19 protein-coding genes are annotated in these 23,429 nt (G+C 39.1%); 13 read left to right on the plus strand and 6 right to left on the minus strand.

Going from position 1 to position 23,429, the window contains the following annotated elements:
• Positions 1-11 precede the first annotated feature (11 nt).
• Entirely contained in the window at positions 12-1,370 is a 1,359-nt protein-coding gene (locus B5X76_RS19020; protein ID WP_079645510.1) for a hypothetical protein, read from the plus strand.
• Positions 1,371-1,486: 116 nt separating this feature from the next.
• Entirely contained in the window at positions 1,487-2,845 is a 1,359-nt protein-coding gene (locus B5X76_RS19025; protein ID WP_079645511.1) for a PepSY-associated TM helix domain-containing protein, read from the plus strand.
• Positions 2,846-3,057: 212 nt separating this feature from the next.
• Here B5X76_RS19025 and B5X76_RS19030 read toward each other — a convergent pair whose 3' ends face one another.
• Positions 3,058-3,405, minus strand: coding sequence for a phage holin family protein (locus B5X76_RS19030; RefSeq protein ID WP_139375400.1), 348 nt, complete (start codon positions 3,403-3,405; stop codon positions 3,058-3,060).
• 161 nt (positions 3,406-3,566) lie between these two features.
• On the opposite strand from B5X76_RS19030, the gene B5X76_RS19035 reads away from it, so the two are divergent.
• The 3 genes from B5X76_RS19035 to typA all read left to right on the plus strand — a co-directional run bounded on the left by B5X76_RS19035 (position 3,567) and on the right by typA (position 7,373).
• Entirely contained in the window at positions 3,567-3,980 is a 414-nt protein-coding gene (locus tag B5X76_RS19035; protein WP_079645512.1) for a DUF2147 domain-containing protein, read from the plus strand.
• Positions 3,981-4,125: 145 nt separating this feature from the next.
• Positions 4,126-5,316 carry a glycine C-acetyltransferase gene (gene kbl / locus B5X76_RS19040; RefSeq protein WP_079645513.1) on the plus strand — a complete coding sequence of 397 codons (1,191 nt, stop codon included), beginning with the start codon at positions 4,126-4,128 and terminating at the stop codon, positions 5,314-5,316.
• A gap of 251 nt (positions 5,317-5,567) precedes the next feature.
• On the plus strand, positions 5,568-7,373 hold the full coding sequence (typA, locus tag B5X76_RS19045; protein ID WP_079645514.1) for a translational GTPase TypA: 1,806 nt from the start codon (positions 5,568-5,570) through the stop codon (positions 7,371-7,373).
• 56 nt (positions 7,374-7,429) lie between these two features.
• On the opposite strand, the gene B5X76_RS19050 is transcribed toward typA, so the two are convergent.
• Both B5X76_RS19050 and B5X76_RS19055 read right to left on the minus strand, forming a co-directional pair.
• Positions 7,430-7,933 (minus strand): ecotin, encoded by a 504-nt coding sequence (locus tag B5X76_RS19050; protein WP_079645515.1) that lies wholly within the window; start codon positions 7,931-7,933, stop codon positions 7,430-7,432.
• 99 nt (positions 7,934-8,032) lie between these two features.
• Positions 8,033-9,139 (minus strand): DUF4407 domain-containing protein, encoded by a 1,107-nt coding sequence (locus B5X76_RS19055; RefSeq protein WP_079645516.1) that lies wholly within the window; start codon positions 9,137-9,139, stop codon positions 8,033-8,035.
• A 196-nt stretch (positions 9,140-9,335) separates the two neighbouring features.
• Between B5X76_RS19055 and B5X76_RS19060 the strand changes: the two genes are divergently transcribed.
• The 8 genes from B5X76_RS19060 (at position 9,336) to B5X76_RS19095 (ending at position 19,373) form a co-directional block, all read left to right on the plus strand.
• Positions 9,336-11,450 carry a M3 family metallopeptidase gene (locus B5X76_RS19060; RefSeq protein ID WP_079645517.1) on the plus strand — a complete coding sequence of 705 codons (2,115 nt, stop codon included), beginning with the start codon at positions 9,336-9,338 and terminating at the stop codon, positions 11,448-11,450.
• A 755-nt stretch (positions 11,451-12,205) separates the two neighbouring features.
• Positions 12,206-12,913, plus strand: coding sequence for a DUF4198 domain-containing protein (locus B5X76_RS19065; RefSeq protein WP_079645518.1), 708 nt, complete (start codon positions 12,206-12,208; stop codon positions 12,911-12,913).
• A 126-nt stretch (positions 12,914-13,039) separates the two neighbouring features.
• On the plus strand, positions 13,040-15,394 hold the full coding sequence (locus tag B5X76_RS19070; RefSeq protein ID WP_079645519.1) for a TonB-dependent receptor: 2,355 nt from the start codon (positions 13,040-13,042) through the stop codon (positions 15,392-15,394).
• 12 nt (positions 15,395-15,406) lie between these two features.
• Entirely contained in the window at positions 15,407-16,642 is a 1,236-nt protein-coding gene (locus B5X76_RS19075) for a DUF4374 domain-containing protein (protein WP_079645520.1), read from the plus strand.
• A 63-nt stretch (positions 16,643-16,705) separates the two neighbouring features.
• Positions 16,706-17,038 carry a hypothetical protein gene (locus B5X76_RS19080; protein ID WP_139375401.1) on the plus strand — a complete coding sequence of 111 codons (333 nt, stop codon included), beginning with the start codon at positions 16,706-16,708 and terminating at the stop codon, positions 17,036-17,038.
• A gap of 20 nt (positions 17,039-17,058) precedes the next feature.
• Positions 17,059-17,337 carry a hypothetical protein gene (locus tag B5X76_RS19085; RefSeq protein WP_079645522.1) on the plus strand — a complete coding sequence of 93 codons (279 nt, stop codon included), beginning with the start codon at positions 17,059-17,061 and terminating at the stop codon, positions 17,335-17,337.
• 2 nt (positions 17,338-17,339) lie between these two features.
• Positions 17,340-18,986: a PepSY-associated TM helix domain-containing protein gene (locus B5X76_RS19090; RefSeq protein ID WP_079645523.1), complete on the plus strand. Its 1,647-nt coding sequence runs from the start codon at positions 17,340-17,342 to the stop codon at positions 18,984-18,986.
• Positions 18,987-19,055: 69 nt separating this feature from the next.
• Positions 19,056-19,373 (plus strand): hypothetical protein, encoded by a 318-nt coding sequence (locus B5X76_RS19095; protein WP_079645524.1) that lies wholly within the window; start codon positions 19,056-19,058, stop codon positions 19,371-19,373.
• A 138-nt stretch (positions 19,374-19,511) separates the two neighbouring features.
• Here B5X76_RS19095 and B5X76_RS19100 read toward each other — a convergent pair whose 3' ends face one another.
• The 3 genes from B5X76_RS19100 to B5X76_RS19110 form a co-directional block, all read right to left on the minus strand.
• Positions 19,512-21,275, minus strand: coding sequence for an ABC transporter ATP-binding protein (locus tag B5X76_RS19100; RefSeq protein WP_079645525.1), 1,764 nt, complete (start codon positions 21,273-21,275; stop codon positions 19,512-19,514).
• A 4-nt stretch (positions 21,276-21,279) separates the two neighbouring features.
• Positions 21,280-22,044: a tRNA pseudouridine(38-40) synthase TruA gene (truA, locus tag B5X76_RS19105; protein ID WP_079645526.1), complete on the minus strand. Its 765-nt coding sequence runs from the start codon at positions 22,042-22,044 to the stop codon at positions 21,280-21,282.
• A gap of 180 nt (positions 22,045-22,224) precedes the next feature.
• Complete coding sequence (locus tag B5X76_RS19110; protein WP_079642830.1) at positions 22,225-23,172, minus strand: IS110 family RNA-guided transposase; 948 nt, start codon at positions 23,170-23,172, stop codon at positions 22,225-22,227.
• Positions 23,173-23,429 lie beyond the last annotated feature (257 nt).

The following is a 23,429-nucleotide window of genomic DNA, read 5'->3' on the forward strand; positions in this document are numbered from 1 at the left end:
TTCAATATCTCATGAAAATAAAATTAGGTAAATCAACGTTGGCAATCGCGACGATCCTTGCAGTAGGATTGGTGGGCTGTTCAAAAAGTGATAGTCCAGAAACTCTCCCTCCTGTGAATGAAGAGGGGTACATTACGTTGGCAGGAGCATTGTATCAGACAAATCCAGGTGACGGAAATGGAGGAACAAAGGTGTTTAGTATAACAGCGGAGGAGGCTAGGAATCCAAATTTTACTGTGGACGTCTTCGACAAAGGATTTGGTGTTAAATCGAATCGTACGGCGCGTTTGCAAGCTTCAATCGATGGACAGTATTTGTATAATATACAATATACAGGCGATGATGGAGGTGTCTTTAACAAATATGAAGTAAAAGGAGGGAGTTCTTTTACGGAGGTAGGGAGCGCACTAAATACATCCACATACGTTGGCACTTCGCCACGTTGGGTTAAAGCTGCGGAGGGAATTGGTGTTGCGGTAGATGTAAAAGTTGCTATTACCAAAAAAGGTACTGCTCCGTTTGAGACAATTAATACTATTAAAAGTTCAGGTAGGGTCTTAGTATTGGATCTACATAACACGAAATTAATTAATGTTAATGAAAACTATTTCGATATGCCAGCTTTAAGTGATGATGAAATTGCTAAGGGCTACCATGTTTTTCGCTTTGATGCCCCAGTCTTAAATAAGAAAGGTGATAAGTTATATATTGGCACTTGGATGAGACAATACGATATGAATGGTTATATAACATATAACAGTAGTAATGCGGCTGTTTATCCTGCAGGAACTTTGCCACGCTTGGCAACCCGGACTTTAGTTGTTGATTACCCTTCATTAACTAATCCTCACTTTATTACATCTACTCAAGCAACAGGTGACAATAGTGGATACCGCAGTCCAATGAACTACGTCGCAGAAGATGGAGCGATTTATCAAGCTACACATCGCGAGTTGGAAGGTACCGGTGGGTCGAAGATTCTAAAGATTGGAGCTGATAATAAATATGACAACTCTTTTGTACTTAGCTTAGACCAAGCATTAGGCACTAAGGATAGTTATATAGAGAGTTGGAGATATGTTGGGGATGGAATAGGTTATGTATTGTACAGTTTGAATGGTGAAGGAGGGTATGTCGCACGTGTTGACTTGAAAAATAGAACAGCTATTAAACAAACTATCACTGATGAGGCTACATTAGATTTTGGTCAACACCAAGGTATAGGGTTGAAAGGAGATTATGTGTATATTCCTGTCACCGGAATTGGTGCAGATGGTAATATCCATGTGTTTAATAGAAAGACGGGAGAAATGACATTAGGTGCTAAATTAAAAAACAAAGCCGGTAATCGTTACATCGGAGCCTACTAGATCTTAGGTCTCTATGGGTGGAGGGCTTTAAGATATACCTTAAAGCCCTCCTTTTTTTACTCAATGCTATTTAGACTAAGAATAAATAATATATATTTGCAAAAAAATAAAACATTATGTCTTCATCCAATTGGCCTAAGGTTCGTAAATTTTTTAATGACATTCACCTTTGGGGTGGTTTGATTTCTGGTATTATTGTACTTATCGTATGTGCGACAGGTACTATTTATACCTACAATACAGAACTTCGAGAGGCAGCTATCCCTCATTATTACAAGGTAAAACCTGAAGGTGCTAAGCTTAATGTGGACACACTCCTTGCGCAAGTTAAACCAGATATTAAAGGCAAGCTGGTAGGGGTGAAGGTTCCCTTCGATTCGGAAAAAACGACTTTCGCTCTGTACGCCAAGCCTAAAAAGGAAGAAGGTGGAGAGGAAAAGTCTGCTGAAGGGAAGGCGTTTGATGGAAAGAAAGACGATGCGAAAGGCACAGCGGGTAAAGAAGGCCGTGAAAAGAAGGTCGAGGAAGGGACAAAGGTACTGGCTGATGTAGGGAAAGCGAAGGCTGCTCCCAGTCCTGCCGGAGGAGGTCGTGGTCCTCGCGCAAATCAGATGGCCTTGAACCCTTATACTGGACAAGTGATCGGTGATCCTTCAGATGAGAAGACAAAGACGGCTGCTGTGATGCAAACAATGTTTGGATTGCATAGGTGGTTACTATTGAATGAGGTGGAGAATCCTATTATTGAAGGAGTGGAGAATAGAAAGCTTGGATCTTGGATTACGGGAACAGCTACTATATTGTTTTTGATCGGCGTTATTTCGGGAATAATTATTTGGTTCCCAGTAAAAATGCGTGGATGGAAAAATGGACTTAAAATCAAATGGTCGGCTAAATGGAAACGTATAAATCACGATTTGCATAATACGTTGGGATTTTATAGCTGTATCATCCTTTTCTTGATGGCAGTGACAGGTCCATTTTGGTCATTCGATTGGTACCGCGCTGGATGGCAGAAGACCTGGGGAACTTATAAGTCCCCCGATGCGCCTAAAGAAGAGAAGCCAAAATTGCTATCAATCATTCCGACAGATGGAACTAAGCCGATGAGCGTTGAAGAAACAATCTTAGCGGTGAATAGACTATTGCCTTATGATGGAGATATCACGATTAATTTTGCGAAGGATAGTACCGGCACGATCTCCGTATCTAAAAATCGAATTGGTTTTTTCGCCCCTTCCGCTGGGGATAAACTGACTTTGGATCAATATACTGGTACAGTGTTGGAGAAGGATGTCTTTAGGGATAAGCCTTTTAATGAAAGAGCTGCTGCGTCTATTAAGGCATTGCACATTGGAGATGTTTACGGGCCGTTTACTAAGGTGTTGTATTTTATTTCCTGCCTCATCGCAACGTCTTTACCAGTAACTGGTACCATGATATGGATTAATAAAATGAAGAAAAAGAAGCGGTAAGTTAACCATGGTTTTCGAAATAAAAGCCCCATCAGAATATCTGATGGGGCTTTTTGTTATTTGTCCCTATTTTGTCCCCCCTCAAAATTTAAGAAGAATAAGGTATTGTTGTAGTTTTGACTATACATTTATTAGAAGATAGGATTACCATTCCTATATTAACCTTAAAGTCCTTGACAATTCCAACAAGGGCTTTTTTAATGGATTAAAATTTACTTCTCTTTGCTGATGATTTTACCCAATAGCATTTCAATTACGGCAACTACGATGGCGAAAAGTGCTGCGTTCCAGAATCCAGAGACATCAAATTTGGATCCCATGATGGAGTCGCTTAACATAATCATTAGAATGGTGATGATGAAAGAAACTAAGCCAAAGGTAAGCCAGTTTAGTGGAAAAGTAAATAGTCGTAATATGCCGCCTACAATGGCGTTTACAAAGCCGATGACTAAGCCTGTGACGATAGCCCACCCAAAGCCAGCAACCTGTACTCCAGGAATAACATAAGCTGCAATGACAACAACTAATCCTGTCAATAAAAGGGAAATAATGAATCTCATAATAGTACCTGTTTTTTGTAGAATGGCGTTCAAAATTGGTGCCAAACGATGTAATAGCTCGTGGTTATTTGTAAGCTTCCAATAAGCTGTTTATAAGATATTATTATGCGTGCATACAAAAATGTCTTATCTTTAATGTGTATTTTAAACTTAATTATAGTATGAGACAGTTATTATTTTCTTTTGCAGCGCTACTTTTTACTATTGTATCTTATGCGCAAGGTAAGGACCCTATTGTTGGGACGTGGTTAAATCCCAGTGGAGAGGGGAAGGTAGAAATCTACGAATCGAATGGAAAGTTTTTTGGTAAGTTGTATCTCGTTAAAGATAAGTCAAAAAAAGACACAAAAAATCCGGATGAAAAATTGAGATCTCGCGCTCTAAATGGCGTGGTGATTCTTAACAATTTTACAAAAAAAGGTACCTCTTATGAGGGCGGAGAAATTTATGACCCTAAAAGCGGTAAGACATACAGTTGTAAAATGAAACTTAAGGGGAATGATGCTTTGGATATTCGTGGATTCATAGGTATTAGTATGTTTGGGCGGTCTGAAACCTGGACACGGACTAAATAATCTGGATTTGATAATATTCAGACAAACGATTTCGTAATGTGGTGTGGTAAAATTCTGCTATCTTTGGGACTAAAATTAAATGTTCTAAGGCCCTAACGCTTTGGATATTTTAAAATTATAACTTTAGATTTTTTAATTTTTTCATATGTACAAAACGTTAAAGCCAGCATTGGAAAAAGAGTTGGCTGCCATCAAAGAAGCAGGACTTTATAAAGAGGAACGTATCATTACAACCCCTCAAGGAGCAGACATTAAAGTAAGTACCGGACAAGAGGTCGTCAACTTTTGTGCGAACAATTATTTGGGGTTGTCTTCACACCCTAAGGTTGTTGAAGCGGCCAAGAATGCTGTAGACAAGTATGGCTACGGAATGTCTTCAGTGCGTTTTATCTGTGGAACACAGGATGTGCACAAAGAGTTGGAAGAGAAGTTGTCTAAGTTTTTAGGTACAGAGGATACTATTTTGTATGCGGCAGCATTTGACGCCAACGGGGGAGTTTTTGAACCTTTATTTGGCGCCGAAGATGCTATTATTTCCGATGAATTAAATCATGCTTCTATTATTGATGGGGTACGTCTATGTAAAGCACAGCGTTTCCGTTATAAGAATTGCGATATGACGGATTTGGAAGCCCAATTGCAAGCGGCTTCGGGCGCTCGTCATAAAATAATCGTTACAGACGGTGCATTTTCAATGGATGGATCTGTAGCACCATTGGATAAAATCTGTGACCTAGCCGACAAGTATGAGGCATTAGTAATGATCGATGAGTCACACTGTTCTGGTTTTATTGGTAAAACTGGAAGAGGTACGCACGAGCTATTTAATGTTATCGACCGTGTTGATATTATTACAGGTACTCTTGGTAAAGCTTTGGGTGGCGCTTCCGGTGGATTTACCTCGGGCAAGAAAGAAATTATCGATATGTTGCGTCAGCGCTCTAGACCATACCTTTTTTCGAATACATTGGCACCAGCAATTACAGGGGCGTCCGTAGCGGTATTGGATATGTTGAGTGAGACTACGGAGTTGCGCGATAAATTGGAAGCAAATACGTTGTATTTCCGCGAGCAGATGACTGCAGCAGGTTTTGATATCAAACCTGGATTTCATCCAATTGTACCAGTGATGCTTTATGATGCAAAGCTGGCACAGGAATTTGCATCTAAGATGTTGGATGAAGGTATTTATGTGATTGGTTTTTACTACCCTGTTGTACCTCAAGGTAAAGCACGTATTCGTGTACAGATATCTGCCGGACATGATAGAGCACATTTGGATAAGGCTATTGCGGCCTTTACTAAAGTTGGAAAAGCGTTAGGAGTAATTAAGTAGTGAGATACCTGTTTGAGATATTTAAGAGGTATTAGCAACGCTAATACCTCTTTCTATTAAAGGAAATGCCTGCTGAACGAACGCTAGTTAAATGTTGGTAGAGCTCTAAAAAAGTCTGCTTTTGCATTTAAGTGTTTGAAAATTAAGTTGAAAAAAACAAAATATAACAAAATAATAATATAAAACACTAAAATTTGAGGTGTAAAATAATTATCTTTGCACCCTGAATTTAAAACAAATTTACTTGCTGGATGCAAAATATTAGAAACATCGCGATTATCGCACACGTTGACCACGGTAAAACGACGTTGGTCGATAAGATTCTTTACTTTACCAATCAATTTAGAGAAAACGAAAACGCAGGAGAGTTAATCCTGGATAATAATGATCTAGAACGTGAACGCGGTATCACAATCGTTTCAAAAAACGTAGCTGTAAAATACAAAGATGTTAAAATCAACATCATTGATACTCCTGGTCACGCCGATTTCGGCGGAGAGGTTGAACGCGTATTGAAGATGGCTGACGGAGTCGTATTGTTGGTAGATGCCTTTGAGGGACCAATGCCACAGACACGTTTCGTGACAGGCAAAGCGTTGGGCTTAGGTATCAAACCAATTGTTGTGGTTAACAAAGTCGATAAAGAAAACTGTCGTCCTGATGAGGTATATGAGAACGTGTTCGATTTATTCTTCAATTTGGGCGCTACCGAGGATCAGTTGGATTTCCCAGTATTATATGGTTCTTCAAAACAAGGTTGGATGTCTACGGATTGGAAGCAACCAACGACAGATTTTACTGCGTTACTGGACGCAATTGTAGCGCATATTCCGGCACCAAAAGTTTCTGAAGGAACTTTGCAAATGCAAGTGACTTCTTTGGATTATTCTACATTTGTGGGACGTATTGCAATCGGTCGTGTTGCTCGTGGAGTAATCAAAGAGAATCAACCTGTTTCTCTTGTGAAACGCGATGGTAAAATCGTTAAGTCTCGTGTAAAGGAATTACAAGTATTTGAAGGATTAGGACGTATTAAAGTTCCAGAGGTACATGCAGGGGATATTTGTGCTGTTGTTGGTATCGAAGGATTCGATATTGGTGATACTATTGCAGATTTCGAGAATCCTGAACAATTGGAGGTTATGAGCATTGATGAGCCAACAATGAATATGTTGTTTACCATTAATAACTCTCCTTTCTTTGGCCGAGAGGGTAAGTTGGTTACCTCCCGTAATATTTATGACCGTTTACAAAAGGAATTAGAAAAAAACCTTGCTCTGCGTGTTGTTCCTACAGAGTCGCCTGATGCTTGGTTAGTATATGGTCGTGGTATTCTCCATTTGTCTGTGTTGATTGAAACAATGCGTCGTGAAGGTTACGAATTGCAAGTGGGCCAACCACAGGTAATTGTAAAAGAGATTGACGGTGTAAAATGTGAGCCTATCGAAGAATTGGTGGTAGATGTGCCTGCTGAGGTTTCTGGTAAAGTGATCGAATTGGTAACGCAGCGTAAAGGTGAATTACTAATTATGGAAGCCAAAGGTGATATGCAACATTTGGAATTCTCTATTCCTTCTCGTGGTATTATTGGTCTACGTAATAATGTATTGACAGCTACAGCAGGAGAGGCTGTCATGGCGCACCGTTTGAAAGGTTATGAACCTTGGAAAGGTACTATTCCTAAGCGTATGGCAGGTGTATTGATTTCTTTAGATACAGGTTCTACTACAGCTTATTCTATCGATAAGTTACAAGATCGTGGACGTTTCTTTGTAGATCCAGGGGTAGAAATCTATGAAGGACAGATTTTAGGCGAGCATATCCGTGATAATGATTTAACAATCAATGTTACCAAAGGGAAGCAGTTGACAAATATGCGTGCTTCTGGTTCTGATGATAATACTCGTATCGCACCAGCGATTAAGTTTTCTCTTGAAGAATGTATGGAGTATATCCAAGCAGACGAGTACATAGAAGTGACACCGCAATCTATGCGTTTACGTAAGATTTATCTTACTGAAAATGAGCGTAAAGTAAATGCGAAGAAGTTTCAGTAATATATAAAAAAGGCCGGTCAATTGACCGGCCTTTTTTATATCGATAGTTTCTTTTTCTATTTCTGCTTTACGCGCTCCTCTGCCGCAACGTATACATCTTCTTCTGCTTTATAGATTTTGAACTGCACTTCGTATTCCTCTGGGACATAAATTACTATGGGTAACTTACCATTGTAACGTGTCATTTCGGGCTGCGCCGAAACAAAAAGATGGCGATTAGGAGCCCCAGGACAAGCCATTTGTGTCGACGCTACTTGACCATTGGTCGTAAATACATAATAATCATAGCCCCAACCCTGTAGATCTTTTTTCTCAAGTTTTCCTTGTAGAGAGAAGTGATTACAACCATCCACTTCCATCCATTTTCCGACAGTGAATTCTATTTTTTTACTATCGTCGTTTTTGGAATGAGGGACTTCAATAATCATTTTCTTATATCCTTTTTCAGGAGTAGGAAATATATCTGTGCTTTGTTTTAATACAGATTGTGCCATAGTTATCGTCGTTAAACTTAAGAGTCCAAATAAAATGGTAAAGATTTTAGATAATTGTTTGTTCATTTTCTGTTGCTTGTTTTAATTAATATCTTTTGTATCTGTACCAAATATGATTCCAAAAAGGATAAAAGGTTTAATAAACAACTATTTTATTTTTGTCACTTAGGGCTGTTTCGAATTTTCATAATCCTCCGTGAGCTTATCCAATCGCTTTTGAATGGCGATGTCCGTTCGTTGTGGGACGAGTTTGTTTAGGGCATTTTTTTCTACATCGACGTTAGAGGCTGATTCAAAGAAATGTATTGTACGCTGATCATGTATTGCCGCGTCATAGGTATCTCTAGCACTCATTAACTTGACAAAAACAGGTAAACATTCGAAGAATAAAAATAGCAATGCGATAAAAATGACGGCATACTTTGTAGAGCTGTCTTCTGTGCCATCCGGATTTTTATGCAAGTTGGCTAAAGCCGCATTTCTGTCGGCAAAACCTGCTACATTCACAGCACTATCTAAACTTTTTGCCGATAGTATGGATTGATCAAGCAGTCCTTCCTTCTCTTTCCTCGATAATAGCTGACTCTCTTTGTTTTGGATTCTATTCCTTAGTGTGTCTAAAAGAATCGCTTCTTTTTTTAGATTTTCTTCTTTCATTTTAGCGTAAGGGCCGTAACCTAAGACACCAGATGTTTCGGTTGTCTTAGTGCCGAAGATCTCGTGATTGAGCTGCTGTCTCGCTATTTTTAGAGTTGATTCTAGAGAATCTGCTTGCGCTTTTAAACTTCGCAACTGCCCGTACTCGACAAGGTACTTGCTTTCAAAGGTCCTGTTTAGTGTATCTATGCTCGCGTGTTGTTGCCTTAAGTATTCGACACGTAGATGTTCTTTTATTTCTTTATCAAAGACTTTAAGCTCTAAGGGACGGGAAATGACTATCCCGATCAGGATAGCAAGTAGAATGCGTGGCAATGCCTGTAATAGTTGTTTGAATGTACTCCCTGATTTATCCAGACTCAATACGATATAACGATCGAGGTTAAATATAGCTAGTCCCCATATTGCTCCAAATAACAAGGCGTAAAATAAGCTAAACGGAGTGCCGCTAAACACAAAGTAAAGGGCATAACCTCCTGCTAAACTTGCAAAAAGCCCAGTAAAGAAAATGGTCGCACCGATACTGACGTATTTGCTATGTTCTTCGGGAAATCGAGATAATGTTTCTTTATGAACCCCTGCGCACCACCAAAAAAAATGTTTTAATGTACTCATTCTGTTAAATTTGAGACGGCTGAACCATCTAAGCGCAAAAGTAAGGAGGAGACCTGAATCTTTTTAGATATTTTCGGTGAACATTGGTAAATAAGCGGTGAAGGAAGAATTTGTCATGAAATTTATCTAAGTTTGCATACGCCCCTCCTAAATTATTGGAACGGAAAAAATTAGATGAAAAAATAAATAGATTGAAATGAGTAAAAAAAGCTTCATTCCATTTTTAGTTGTTGCCTCTATGTTTGTAGGATGTAATAACGAAGAAAAAATGACGAATTCTGATAACCCATTATTGGCGGCCTACGATACGCCATTTAATGTTCCCCCTTTTGATAAGATAAAAGATGTACATTTTCGCCCCGCTTTTGAAGAGGCTCTTAAAAAGCACAATTTAGAGATCGATAGTATTGTCAATAATACAGAAGAACCGAATTTTATAAACACAATAGTTGCATTGGAGAATGCGGGATCATTATTAGGTAATGTTTCCACGGTGTTTTATAATCTGAATTCTGCGAATACAAATGATACTATACAGGCAATCGCCAAGGATCTCGCGCCACTTATCTCGGCGCATAGTGATGAAATCCAACTCAATGCTAAGCTCTTTGCTAAAGTCAAATCGGTATATGCAAAGAAGGATGCTTTAGGTCTTGATGCAGAGGACAAAAAATTGTTGGAGGAGACTTATAAAGGTTTTGTTCGTTCGGGCGCTAATTTGACGGACAGAGATAAAGAGAAGTTAAAAAAAATCAATGCAGATCTTTCTGTGTTGACTACACAATATGGGCAAAACTTACTAGCTGAGACTAATGCTTATGAGCTAGTCGTTGACAAAGAAGAAGATTTAGCAGGACTATCTGAGGGGCTGATTGCAGCCGCTGCAGATGTAGCTAAGTCAAAGGGCAAAGAAGGGAAATGGGTCTTCACCCTTTCTAATCCTTCTGTAATGCCGTTTTTGCAATATGCAGATAACAGAGAACTACGTAAGCAGATCTGGAATGCATACCAATCCCGTGGCAACAATGGTAATGATAATGACAATAAAGAATCATTAGTAAAGATTGCTAATTTACGTTTAGAAAAAGCTAAACTTTTAGGATATGCCTCCCACGCTGCTTATGTTCTAGAGGAATCTATGGCTGCGAATCCTACAAATGTATATAGCTTGTTGAATAAGCTTTGGGGCCCGGCTCTGGCTAAAGCTAAGGTAGAAGCTGCTGATATTCAAAAGGAGATTGATGCTGCAAAAGATACTTTCAAGGTAGCACCTTATGATTGGAGATATTATGCGGAGAAAATCCGTGTAAAACGTTTTGCATTGAATGAAGAGGAAATCAAACCTTATTTCAGTTTGTCTGCTGTTCGAGAAGGCGCATTTGCCACAGCAACAAAATTATGGGGAATTACATTTGTGGCCTTAAATAATGTGCCTACCTATCATGAGGAAGTTGAAGTTTACGAAGTGAAAGATAAGGATGGTTCGCATTTAGGTTTGCTGTATGCAGATTTTTTTCCACGTGATTCAAAACGGGGAGGGGCTTGGATGACTTCGTACCGTAGTCAACAAACGAAAGATTCGAAACGTGTTGCTCCAGTAATTTCTATTGTTTGTAATTTCACTAAGCCAGTAGGAGACCAACCAGCATTACTGACATTTGACGAAGCAACTACTTTATTCCATGAATTTGGACATGCTTTACACGGGTTATTCTCTAATGTAAAGTACAAGTCCCTGGCAGGTACATCGGTGTCTCGTGACTTTGTGGAATTGCCATCACAGATCATGGAAAATTGGGCTGCTGATCCAGAGGTTTTAAAGACATATGCTAAACATTATAAAACGGGAGAAGCTATACCAGATTCTTTGATCGCAAAGATGGACAAGGCCGGCACGTTCGACCAAGGATTTGCTACGACAGAATATGTTTCCGCTTCTTTATTGGATATGAACTACCATGCTACCACATCCCCAATAACGGATAACGCTAATGCTTTTGAGAAAGCAGCTATGGTTAAGATCGGTTTGATCGACGCTATTATTCCTCGTTATAGAAGTACATATTTTCAACATATTTTTTCTGGGGGCTACTCCGCTGGTTATTACGCGTACATCTGGGCAGAGGTGCTAGACTCGGATGCTTATGCTGCTTTCAAAGAGAAAGGGCTCTTTGATCAAGCGACAGCAGAATCTTTCCGTAAGAATATTCTTGAAAGAGGTGGAACAGGAGATCCTGCTGCCTTGTATAGAGCCTTTAGAGGAAAAGATCCGGATCCAGTCCATTTGATGAAAAAGAGAGGATTGAATTAGTTAAGTTATTATGTATAAAAAGGGACTGTCTCGCAAAAATAGAGACAGTCCTTTTTTTTTATCTCAGCTTTCCAAGTCCCAAATGCCAATTTCCTTTTTCACATTCAGTAGAAACTATTTTAGTGGGATCCAACTCTGCAGATAGTTTCCCAATTTGTCTCCTATTTATTTCTGGTCAAGTTGATAGCTTGTTATTACTAAGTTCAATATTAAGTTATTTTTCACCTACTGATTATATAGTATTAATATAGCTGTGAACTAGGCTAAGGCTAGGTTAAGGCTATGTTAACCCTAGCTAAAGGATAGCTTAATAGTAAACGTAATAATAAAGAAGTTCGGACATGATGTCCGAAAGAGGTAATAGCCATGACATGCGCGATCGCTTTTAAAAAAAAAGTAAATTATTTGTTGCAAATAACAGATTAAACCTCTTATATTTGCCATTGTTTGTAATAAGTCTAAATAAAATCTATTTGATTATATGTTTCTAAGGTTGCTAAAAGACTTATAAGAAATTATTTTCTAGTTGGGTATTAGAATACTGAATTTAAAAAAGAGCGTCATGCTAGAGACGGCAATCTCTGCATGACGCAAAATCTAACATCAGCGGCAACTGATATTAGTGGATCTGACCTCATATAGAGACAGATCACCCCCGATACTGTAAAATATGGAAGGAAATGCAAGATAGAAAAAATCTTGTATTCTTTTCATAATCGGTTGAATAAAAAAACAATTACACTATTCAATATATTATGAAAAATTACACTAATTACTTTTTTTTAACCATTCTTGGTCTACTATCTTGGGGGGCAGTCTCGGCTCATGCCCTTTGGATCGAATCAAGTCCTATTGCTGCTAAAAATAAAGCGCATCAAGTCAAAATTTTTTATGGGGAGTATGCTACCAACGAGATCGAGTCTATCGATAAGTGGTATTCTGATGTAAAGGATTTTAAAATCATCTTAACCAGCCCTTCTAACAAGCAAATCGAATTAAGCAAATCTATTTCTGGCGATCATTTTGAAAGCACGTTTACGCCTACCGAAGACGGGATGTACACATTGTCAGTAGTTCATGTTGCGAAAGATTTAGGAGGTACTACAAAGTATGAATTTTCTTCTACAGCATTGGTCTCGGTAGGGGACACTAATGCGGCATTATTAAACCTGCCATTCTGTATTCAGGTACAACCTAAAGTACATGAAAACGGGCAAATGATAGAGGCTGTAGTACTTCAGGACGGTAAACCTGTTCCCGACGCAGATCTATTGGTCATGAGCCAGGAGGGATGGAGCAAAACTTTCAAAGCTGATGCGAATGGCAAGGTGAGCTTTCCTGCGATCTGGAAAGGGATATATGTACTCGAAGCTGCTGTAAATAAAGCGGAATCTGGACAATGGCATAATAAGTCTTATAGTAAGGTTTGGCAAGGTACAACATCGAGTATAATCGTACAATAAATCGAAAAGGTAGATATTATTGGCAATAAGTCGGCAAGCTTGCAATAATATCATATCGAAGAAATCCAGCGGCAAATGAATTATAGATGGACTATGCTCCATTTTAGATACTGTAAAAGATAAGAAATGCAAATTTTAAAATACGTCGTCTTGATTTTTATATCTGGATGGATTGGCTGTGGGAACGCTCAGATACAGCGTTTTGAGCTTAATGGAAGAGTTTTGTCTTCGGCGGGGGAGGCTCTTCAAAATGCGACAGTGAGAGTAAATGGCGTTGTGATGTTCACAGACAAGGAGGGGAGTTATAAGGTCAATGGCCTAGAAAAGAAAAACATTGATATTGATGTTTCTGCTGTAGGGTATCGGTCTCAGAAACAGTCGTTGGTCCTGAAGGAAACTTTAACTCACTTGAGCTTTACCTTGCAACAACAGTCCGATATTGAGACTGTACACGTTATGGGTCTTACAAAGACACAAGAAGTCAACCGTCAGGCTTATAATGTAACCGCTATCGATGCGACTAAACTGCATAATACGACATTAGACATTGCTGGAGCATTGGATCGCGTGGCTGGTGTACGGGTTAGAGAAAATGGTGGGTTGGGATCTAGTTTTAATCTATCGTTGAATGGGTTTTCTGGAGAGCACGTTCGCTATTTTTTGGATGGTGTGCCAATGGAAAATTTTGGTTCCTCCTTCCAAATTAATAATATTCCAATCAATCTAGCAGAACGAATAGAAGTTTATAAGGGAGTAGTACCAGTATGGCTAGGCTCGGATGCCTTAGGTGGTGCTATTAATATTGTCACTGGAGATAAGAAACATAATTATGTAGACGTGTCTTATTCGTACGGTTCATTCAATACACACCGCACGGTGATCAATACAGCCGTTACGAATAAGCAGGGGTTGACTTTTCAATTGAATGCCTTCCAAAATTATTCGGACAATAATTATAAGGTTGATATCGACGCTTACAACAATCGTGGGGAGAACTATACAAAACCTGGTCGAGTATCACGCTTTCACGATAAGTATCATAATGAATCTATGATTGCGAATCTGGGATTCGTGAATAAGCCGTTTGCGGATAAGCTCTTATTGGGAATAGTTTTAGGAAAAAATTACAAGGAGATTCAGACAGGAGCGAGAATAGATGCGGTATTTGGAGGTTGGCATCGAAGGGGCAACACCGTGATGCCGACCCTAAAATACAGTAAAAAGGATCTCATCAAAGGATTGGACGTTATTTTGAATGCTAATATTAACGTTGGTAAAGAGCAAAATATCGACACGGTAGCTAAACGCTTTGATTGGTTTGGTGATACCAACGCGGGGTTACCGCCGACTTCTGGCGAACGTAGTCGAAGCCTATACAAGTATAGCAATAATGAAGGTCTTGTTACGGCAACAGTTACCTATAGCCTGAACGAAAATCATAATTTTAGTCTCAATAATGTCTTTAACACTTTCAATAGAAAGGGGACCGATGAGCTAAATCCTGTTAATACACAGTATGAGCTAGCGAAGAAAACACAGAAGAATATAGTCGCGATGGGTTATCAGTATCAAGTCGCCGAGAAGTGGAGCACGACAGCATTCTTGAAACACTATCATCAAAATAATAAAAATGGAGATGCGCAGAGGCAATTGATGAGCAGATTAGGATATGGTTTTGCTGCCGCCTATTTCATTAATCCCAATATGCAAATGAAGGCTTCTTACGAGTTGACCAGCAAGATGCCTACCCCTTATCAGATATTTGGTGATGTAGAGAATCAAGAATCAAATCCTAATCTAAAGCCCGAGCAAAGTCGTAATATAAATGTTGGCGTAAATTATAATTTCCGATTAGGTAAGAACCATAACTTTTCTGTTATGCCTAGCTTGATATATCGGGATGCTACTGATTTTATCTATCAGCGACTGAACAATAACCAAAGCAAATATATCGCAGACAATAGAGATGGTGTTGTGACGTATGGAGGAGAAGCGGATCTTCGATACTCTTATAAGAACTTTATCAGTGCCGGAGGGAGCTTAACTTATCAATATTTGATCAACATGCAGCAGGTAGATCGCGATCCAAATTCTGGCGTAGAGATACCGAGTGGTGTATACCGTGACCAGATGCCAAATATCCCTTATTATTTCTGGAATGCGGATGTATCTTTCGCTTTCAAGAATGTAGGAGGACATGGCAATAACCTAAATGTAGGATACAATTTACTTTATGTAGATTCTTTTTGGCTGAGTTGGCCAAGTTTAGGAGGCCCCAATTCTGAAATCAAATTGGTAACGCCTTTTCAGCTTAGCCACGATGTTAGTGTCGTATATGGTCTGAAAAATGGGAAGTACAATGTGAGCTTAGAAGCGAGAAATATTACCGATGCCAAGTTGGTCGATAATTTCAGTATGCAGAAGCCGGGGCGTGCCTTTTACCTGAATCTAAGATACTTTATAAATAATAATAAATTTTAACACACATATATTATGCAATTTAAAAACACACTATTGGTATTGGCTACTATGGGGATGATGGTGTCCTGTCAAGACAAAGAAAGCGATATTGTCAACAAAACTCCCGGAAACTTTATAGTTACGGTGACTCCAACCGCTTCAACAGGAGTTGCTGATTACCTGCTTACATCGAGTAGTCTGGATACCGGCGCTATCTCGATAAAGGGACAAGGAGTAGAGCAGGACGGTACATATAGATATTACGTGACGTACAAGAATCGATTTTATAGCATGTTGTATGGGCAGGGCAATCCAGGCGCTATCACGGTGTATGATATTCAAAACGGAGGGTTGCGTAAAATCGCTAATGCTGTAACAGAAACTGTTCAGGCGTTTGCGCCAGTAAATGACGATATCTTGATGACCAAGATTTCCCGGAATATTACCAACCCTACAATTAGTTGGTATGGCTTTAATACGAATACACTACAAGTTGATAAACAAGGTTCGATCAACTCAGCGGAGTTAGCGGCAAATAACGGTGCCCCTGGAGAACTAACATTCTTTTCGTGGATTAAGCAGGTGGGTAATAAAGTCTATGCACCCTATTTTTCAGTAAAGGGCTGTTGTAGCGCTACGTTTGGAACAGCCTATCCTGACCAAGCTTGGATAGCCGTTTATTCTTATCCGGAAATGAAGCTGGAAAAGGTAATTAAGGATGACCGTATCAGTTTCATCGGGAGATATTTTACAGACGGACTTGAGTTGACGAGTAGCAATGAGGCTTACGCTTTTTCGAGTGCTGTAGCAACATCCGACGGGACAAAAATGAATTCTACGAAACCTTCAGCAGTTGTTAAGATCAATACAGCGACCGGTGAGATTGATAAATCGTATTTCTTCAATTTCGAGGAAGTATCTGGAGGTTTGAATATTACAACATGGTTATATGTAGGGAATAATAACTTCGTGGTTTATTCGAACGAAAAAGCAGAAAAGGGAGCTTATGCTACAGGAAAAACCATCGGTGTAATCAATGTGGTTAGCAAGACGTACAAAAAAGTAACAGGACTTCCTTCTGCACTTGAAATTAGCTCTTTTACAATGCGTAATAATTATTCGCCTAAAGACGGCCGTAACGGATATATCGGTGTGAACCTAACATCAGGTGTGGGTTATGTCTACAAAATTGATGCAAGTACGGCGACAGCAACTAGAGGTTTGAAAGTAGAAGGTGGTACCATCACAGCTATTGAGCATTTAAATTAATCCATTAACTTTTGGCTCCGTTGTCTCTATTAGGGACAATGGAGCTGATTATTTTGATATAAGATGTATAGTATTCTGTTTTCTATCATGCTACTCGCTGCCTTTCTGTTTTATCATTCCAGTGAAAAGGTCAAGTTTGTCAATAGACCACTTTGGTTAGAAAAGTTTAGCAAACAACGGAGTCTTATTAGGGGATTTAGTTTGTTACTTTTTTTGCTGTGCGGTGTGGTCATTACGGTGGTGCAGGGAATAGGGGCAGGGAGCTTTGCATTAATAGTCTATATAATGGGAGCTTTCAGTCTGGTTATCCTTTTGGCGCCATACGCGCTATTTCGGTGGTACCAAATGGCGCTATTATTTGTCTTCAGCCTTAGCTTGGAGCTCTTCATTTTTTAGATAATTAGCTATTTATTTTTATGCCTGCAAACAAAAAGTACTTGAGTAGTCCGTTTCAACGGTTTCTAAAGATCACCGCCGGTTTTATTGGCGGATATACCGTTATGTTGTCATTTCACTTGCTATTGACGTCGGTCTTCGAGAAGAAGAATATTATTATTACTGCTGCATTTACAGGTTATACGCTTTGGGCCGTATTGTTGCTTATCGCTTTTTTGTCCAAAAATGGATGGAAGGTGTGGGCGGGATATATCATCTTGACTTTAGCGTTCGCGCTCCCCTACCTTCTTAAGAACTAGTTATGAATATTCGAAATTATAATATATACTTTAATACGCATACGATTAGCGGTATCATTATCTGTGCGCTGCTGTATGTCATCTTTTTTGCGGGATCATTTTCTTTTTTTAGGGACGAAATTGCCGCCTGGCAAAAAGGAACCTCTTATATAGGGTATAAAGGGGATTTGAAGAATTATGATAAGTTGATTGATTCTTTGGGAGATGAAATGAACTTACGGGGCAGGGATCTCACTTTTTACATCAATCAAGGTGGAGCTGGCGCTTATGTGAATGTTTCCGCTTCCAATGACTCTGTCCTGAACAAGGAAAATCTTGCTAAAGCAAAGCCCGCGACTGAGGAGAAAAAGGGTAGAAGACGAGGCCGCGGTAATGCGGATACTAAATATTTCAACTATGACTTTGTCCAGCAAAAATCTGGCGACTACAATAGCAATTATGATATGTCGGAGTTTCTGTATCGGTTACACTTTTTAGCACAACTCAATGAAGTGCCAATACGGGTCGGTATTGCGCCTTTTGGTTACTTTGTAGCTGGAGTGACCTCCTTTTTGTTTTTGTTTGCATTGATTACAGGGTTGATGCTGCATTGGGATAAAATTATAACTAACTTTTTTGTTTTTAGACCTTTTAATAAATGGAAGACGGTATGGACAGATATGCACACGGCACTCGGTGTGATTGGATTTCCTTTTCAGTTTTTATATGCGGTGACGGGTGTTTTTTTGATAATAAATTCCGTTCTAGCTATACCATTTGGCAAGTTGTTGTACGAAGGTGATCAGGACAAAATGTATCAAGATCTAGGGTATTCCAGGGCGATAAAACATGAGTATGCGTATAAGCCTATGGAAAAGGATGTGCGCGTGGCTGATTATCTAAGTCTAGCACAATCGAAATGGCCCGATGCAAGGATGAACCGTGTTCATATAAAAAACTATGCCGATTCCAACATGCATATCGTGATGGAATTTGAACCTCACTTTGACAAGAGTTTTGCTGGAACAGGAATCATAGACTATCGGATTCACGATGATAAAGTAGTGGAAGAGAAATCGCCTATGATAGAGGCGACCTACGTGGATAAGGTAAGAAGTTTACTCTATCGCTTGCACTTTGGAGACTTTGGGGGCTATCCTGTCAAGACTATTTATTTTATTTTGGGAATAATGGGCTGTTTGGTGATCACTTCGGGAATATTGATATGGCTTGTTGCACGAAATAAGAATAATGTGATACCGAGAAAGCGGAAGTTCAACTTATGGATGGCTAATCTATTTATGGCGGTATGTCTGACGATGCTGCCAGTTACAGCATTTACTTTTATCGCGATCAGGTTGAGTCCACAGGTCGACCAGACGTTCATCTATAGCGCATATTTTTATAGTTGGCTTGTGCTCGTTATCTATTACACGTTGCGAAAGCAGATCAATCGTACCAATAGAGAGACACTACTGGTCGGTAGTTTGTTGTCGTTTTGTGTACCAATAGTAAACGGTTTAAAGACGGGAAACTGGTTTTGGAGTACGTTCAAGGATGGATATACTGATATATTTGTTGTTGATTTTCTGTGGTTTGTGATTGGGGTTATTGGCCTTATTGCTTATTTTAAATCAAAAAAGTTTTTCGAAACTGTTAAAGCGACCTAAAATAAATTAATAAAAGATTTGCTGTTACCAACCTTTTATTTATATTTGATCTAAATAAAGGTATAGCTTATGTGTCAGTCAATAACCTTGGGTGCGAGGGGTAATACCACAATCAACTATTGCAGCAAATGTAAAAATCATTATATATGGCAAGGGGCTTTTATTTTGACGTTTAATTCATTTCAATACGATTGTTTTCTCGAAGAAATAAACAAGAAGATCGGTGAAGAGGAGTATTTGGGATTTCCGGATGGCACATGCCGGATATTACTGCCTACTCCGGTTCAGGAGATTTTATTTACATTTTCAGAAGATGAGTGGCGCGATTTTACAATGGTTTTGCAGGAAGCCTATTATATGCGAGAAGTTTATCAGCTTATTAATTAGTCATAGATATTAAGCCCTAGATGTGTGTTTAGTTTTTCTTGAAAAATAGACGTCTAGGCACAAATTACAGTTTTATAACTATTTCTCTCTCTTTTTTATAGACTGTAAATCCCCCGAGCTAGACTTGGGGGATTTTTTTTAGATGCTTGTGGAGTTAAATTGGAGATCATAAAGTTTTTTATAATACCCACCAATATTCAACAGTTCTTGATGGGAGCCAATCTCTTTAATCTCACCTTTGTCAAGAACTATAATTTTATCTGCCTTCTGTATGGTAGAGAGCCGATGCGCGATGACGATTGCTGTTCTGCCTTCCATTAAATTATCTATTGCTGATTGTATCATTTCTTCTGTCTCGGTATCTATGGAAGAAGTCGCTTCATCTAAGACGAGTATTTTCGGATCGTGTACAAGGGCCCTGATAAAGGAGACTAGTTGAGCTTGTCCGGCGGATAATGTAGCCCCTCGTTCTTGTACTTCGTATTCAAATTGATTAGGAAGTCTGTTGATAAACTCATACGCGCCTACCCTTTTTGCCGCATCTGTGATCTTTTCGATTGAAATCGTAGAATCATTTAACGATATGTTATTTTTTATTGTGTCAGAAAAAAGAAAAACATCTTGCAATACAATAGAGATGTTGTTTCTTAAAAAACTAAGCTCATAATCTTTGATGTCTACTCCATCTAGTAGAATTTGTCCCTTTTGTATTTCATAAAACCTGCTCAAGATGCTGATTATGGATGATTTACCTGCTCCAGTAGCACCGACAAGGGCTAATGTTTCTCCTGGGGAGACACTGAAGCTAACGTCTTTTAATACCCATTTTTCATCATTGTAAGCGAACCATACATTTTTGAACTCAATAGCACCACGGATTTTAGCTTGTGTAATAGCTCCTATATTTGGTGTAAACTCATTCGTATCTAAGACGTCAAAGATGCGTTCTGCGGAAACCATTCCCATTTGCAAGGTGTTGAACTTGTCAATTAACTCACGGATAGGTCGAAATATCATGTTGATATACATGATAAAGGCAACGACTACACCAGGAGAAATGATATCCGCGATAATTTGTTTGGATCCATACCATACTAATAGTCCGGTCGCGATTGCTACTATGATTTCGAGGACGGGAAAGAAAATGGAAAAATACCAATTCGCGCGAATGTGGGCATTTCGATGTTCTTTGTTAATAGCTTCAAATTTGCGCATCTCTTGATCCTCTCGGGAGAAATATTGAATAATGGCCATCCCCGAGATATGTTCTTGTAAAAATGTATTTAAATTCGCAACCCATAATCTAACTCCTTGAAAAGCGGATTTCATTGCTTCTTTGAATACGTAAGTGGCGGCGATCATTAATGGCATAGGAACTAATACAATTAAGGTCAACCTCCAGTCCGTATAAAACATGACGGCTAGGATCACAACCAATTGCAACAAGTCTCCGATAATCTGTATCAAACCTTCAGAGAAAATATTCGCGATGGTTTCTAGATCGGATATTGTCCGTGTAATAAGGCGACCTATTGGTGTATTGTCAAAATATTTTAATCGCAAGTTTGTAATGTGATTAAACACTTGAATACGGATGTCACGAATAACCGATTGACCGAGTGTATTGGTCATTAGTGTATGAAAGTATCTGATAATAGTTTGTAGCACCAACAAAAACATCATTAATGCAAGCATGGTGTTTAGCCCATCAGATTTACCTTTCAGAATGTAGCTGTCTAGTGTATGTTCAATTAAAAGAGGTAGAGCAGGGGCTACAGCAGCTAACAGAATAGTTAATACCACCGATACCCAGAAGGTGCTACGGTATGGGCGCATATATTTTGCTAGCCTGTTGAGCAACTTACTATCATAGGTACTCCCTGTTATTTTCTCTTTTTTCATATGTTTAAGCTATCTCTATGTACGGATAAACAACCTTAGTTAAATATAAACCGTGAGCAGGCACAGAGGTACCTGCCATGGATCTACTTTTACTATTTAGTACTTCGTCAATGTAGGAAATCGGTAGATCGTGTTGTCCTATTTTCAGAAGTGTCCCCACTATAGCACGCACCATATTTCTTAAAAATCTGTCTGCTGTTACTTTAAAAAGGAAATGATCCCCCTCTTGTATCCATTTGGCTTCTGTAATCGTGCAGATATTGGTATGGACCTGCGTATTTGATTTGCTAAAGCAGGAGAAGTCTTTGGTGCCTAAGAGTTTTTCAGCGGCTTCGTTCATTTTGTCTACATTGGGTACTTCACGAAGTTGCCATGACTTATTAATCAAAAATGGATTTTTGTATATATGCATGTGGTATTCGTAACTACGTGAAGTCGCGTCAAATCTGGCGTGTGCGTCTGCATGAACTGGAATAATGCGTTTGATTGCAATATCGTAAGGGAGTAAGGCATTTAAGGACTGCTGAGCTTTTTCTGGAGAGTTTGAGAATAGCGGGTTTTCAGAGTCGAAATGAACGTAGAGCTGTTTTGCGTGTACGCCAGTGTCGGTCCTTCCAGCACCAATAGTTTCGATATCTGAGCGTAGGAATGTTTTTAATGCGTTATTTAATTTTTCCTGTACGGATATTGCATTTGGTTGGACTTGCCAACCATGATATGCACTGCCGTCATAGGCTATTTCAATAAAAAATCTATTTTTTTCATCCACAAAACAAACCTACATAAATTCATTTTTATGTGCAATACGATTACAGTCCATATAAAGTCAATTTAGTGATGTCTCTTCGATCATCACAATAGCGAATAAGCTATGACGGTAAATCTAACGGTAGGTATGAACTGTGTTTAAATCCAAACTTAAATTTAATTTTCTCCAAATAATATTCTGTTAGGAGAGCTGTACTTTATACGGTTCCCCTGATTTTGCTATTGCAAATACCTGTTTGATCAGCTTGTTTACCGCTGCTATTATTGCTACCCGATAAGGTTTTCCTTTACCCCTCAACCTTTCGTAGAGATCTTTACAGGCTTTGTTGCATTTTATGGCAGAAACGGCTGCCATATATAATACTTTTCTTACCTGTCCCATTCCCATTTTACAGATATGACCTTTACCTTTCACACTTGTACCTGATTCATATATCCTGGGCGCCAGTCCGAAATAAGATATGACCTGCTTGTAGTTTTTGAACATCCCGAAGCCATCTGTAGCAATGATCAGCATAGAAACACTTCTGGGACCTATACCGGGTACACTTCTGATATTAGAGGCCATTTCTGCGTAGTGCTGTTTTATCAGGATTTCTATCTGGCGCTCTTTCTCCCCAATCCGTTTATCATGGCTTTCAACCTCCTCCGTTATTTCATCATACAATAGCCTATCTATTGTGCCTGCGGCCTCAAAAGCATGCAATTGACTACCTAACATGTGCCTTCTTTGCTTAAGCCCCTCCAGATAAGTTTCCAGATTGCGGATGCTTTGGATTGCTTCAGTTGGAGGTTCCCAGAGCTTAGGACTGGTCATCTGTACAAACGCTGCTATTACCATCGCATCTTTCTTGTCTGTCTTTGCTCTAGACAATCTCATCTGTGCAAACCGGCGTATAACCAATGGATTAACTACTGAAACACGTGTTCCCGAATCATATAAAAATCTTGCCAGCTGGAAGTAATAAGGACCTGTCGCTTCCATCGCAACATGGCTCCCTTGGGTATGCCGAAGCATATCCGTAAAACCTTTACTATTGTTAGCAAACCTGCCCTTGAAAGCTACTTTGCCTTCTTTTAAAACTGCAATGTCAAAATAATCTTTTGAACAATCGATTCCTGTTACCATATTTGTACTAATCGTAAAAAAAGGATTTCAGCAGTTCTTATTATGACTTATCAATCGTAAAAACAGGCTCCTAAGGCCTAATGAACTGTCCAAGTTCGTAATAAGAATGAGAGAAGGGGACTAACATACCGAAGAGTCTTATATGACTAATGACGAACTAAAGTCTTATTCCTTCTCTCTGCTGGATCTTAACCTAAATACAAAACTATATTCTGTATCTGATAATCCTGCTGTTGCTTTACAAACTTACGATGACG

This window comes from Sphingobacterium nematocida (genome assembly GCF_900168125.1).
Lineage (GTDB): Bacteria > Bacteroidota > Bacteroidia > Sphingobacteriales > Sphingobacteriaceae > Sphingobacterium > Sphingobacterium nematocida.

Coding starts and splice junctions, on each gene's coding strand:
- B5X76_RS19080 (WP_139375401.1), top strand. CDS start 16,706: ATGTATAGTATTCTGTTTTCTATCATGCTACTCGCTGCCTTTCTGTTT.
- B5X76_RS19075 (WP_079645520.1), top strand. CDS start 15,407: ATGCAATTTAAAAACACACTATTGGTATTGGCTACTATGGGGATGATG.
- kbl (WP_079645513.1), top strand. CDS start 4,126: ATGTACAAAACGTTAAAGCCAGCATTGGAAAAAGAGTTGGCTGCCATC.
- B5X76_RS19110 (WP_079642830.1), bottom strand. CDS start 23,172: ATGGTAACAGGAATCGATTGTTCAAAAGATTATTTTGACATTGCAGTT.
- B5X76_RS19055 (WP_079645516.1), bottom strand. CDS start 9,139: ATGAGTACATTAAAACATTTTTTTTGGTGGTGCGCAGGGGTTCATAAA.
- B5X76_RS19095 (WP_079645524.1), top strand. CDS start 19,056: ATGTGTCAGTCAATAACCTTGGGTGCGAGGGGTAATACCACAATCAAC.
- B5X76_RS19085 (WP_079645522.1), top strand. CDS start 17,059: ATGCCTGCAAACAAAAAGTACTTGAGTAGTCCGTTTCAACGGTTTCTA.
- B5X76_RS19090 (WP_079645523.1), top strand. CDS start 17,340: ATGAATATTCGAAATTATAATATATACTTTAATACGCATACGATTAGC.
- B5X76_RS19050 (WP_079645515.1), bottom strand. CDS start 7,933: ATGAACAAACAATTATCTAAAATCTTTACCATTTTATTTGGACTCTTA.
- B5X76_RS19060 (WP_079645517.1), top strand. CDS start 9,336: ATGAGTAAAAAAAGCTTCATTCCATTTTTAGTTGTTGCCTCTATGTTT.
- typA (WP_079645514.1), top strand. CDS start 5,568: ATGCAAAATATTAGAAACATCGCGATTATCGCACACGTTGACCACGGT.
- B5X76_RS19100 (WP_079645525.1), bottom strand. CDS start 21,275: ATGAAAAAAGAGAAAATAACAGGGAGTACCTATGATAGTAAGTTGCTC.
- B5X76_RS19030 (WP_139375400.1), bottom strand. CDS start 3,405: ATGAGATTCATTATTTCCCTTTTATTGACAGGATTAGTTGTTGTCATT.
- B5X76_RS19020 (WP_079645510.1), top strand. CDS start 12: ATGAAAATAAAATTAGGTAAATCAACGTTGGCAATCGCGACGATCCTT.
- B5X76_RS19070 (WP_079645519.1), top strand. CDS start 13,040: ATGCAAATTTTAAAATACGTCGTCTTGATTTTTATATCTGGATGGATT.
- B5X76_RS19035 (WP_079645512.1), top strand. CDS start 3,567: ATGAGACAGTTATTATTTTCTTTTGCAGCGCTACTTTTTACTATTGTA.
- B5X76_RS19065 (WP_079645518.1), top strand. CDS start 12,206: ATGAAAAATTACACTAATTACTTTTTTTTAACCATTCTTGGTCTACTA.
- B5X76_RS19025 (WP_079645511.1), top strand. CDS start 1,487: ATGTCTTCATCCAATTGGCCTAAGGTTCGTAAATTTTTTAATGACATT.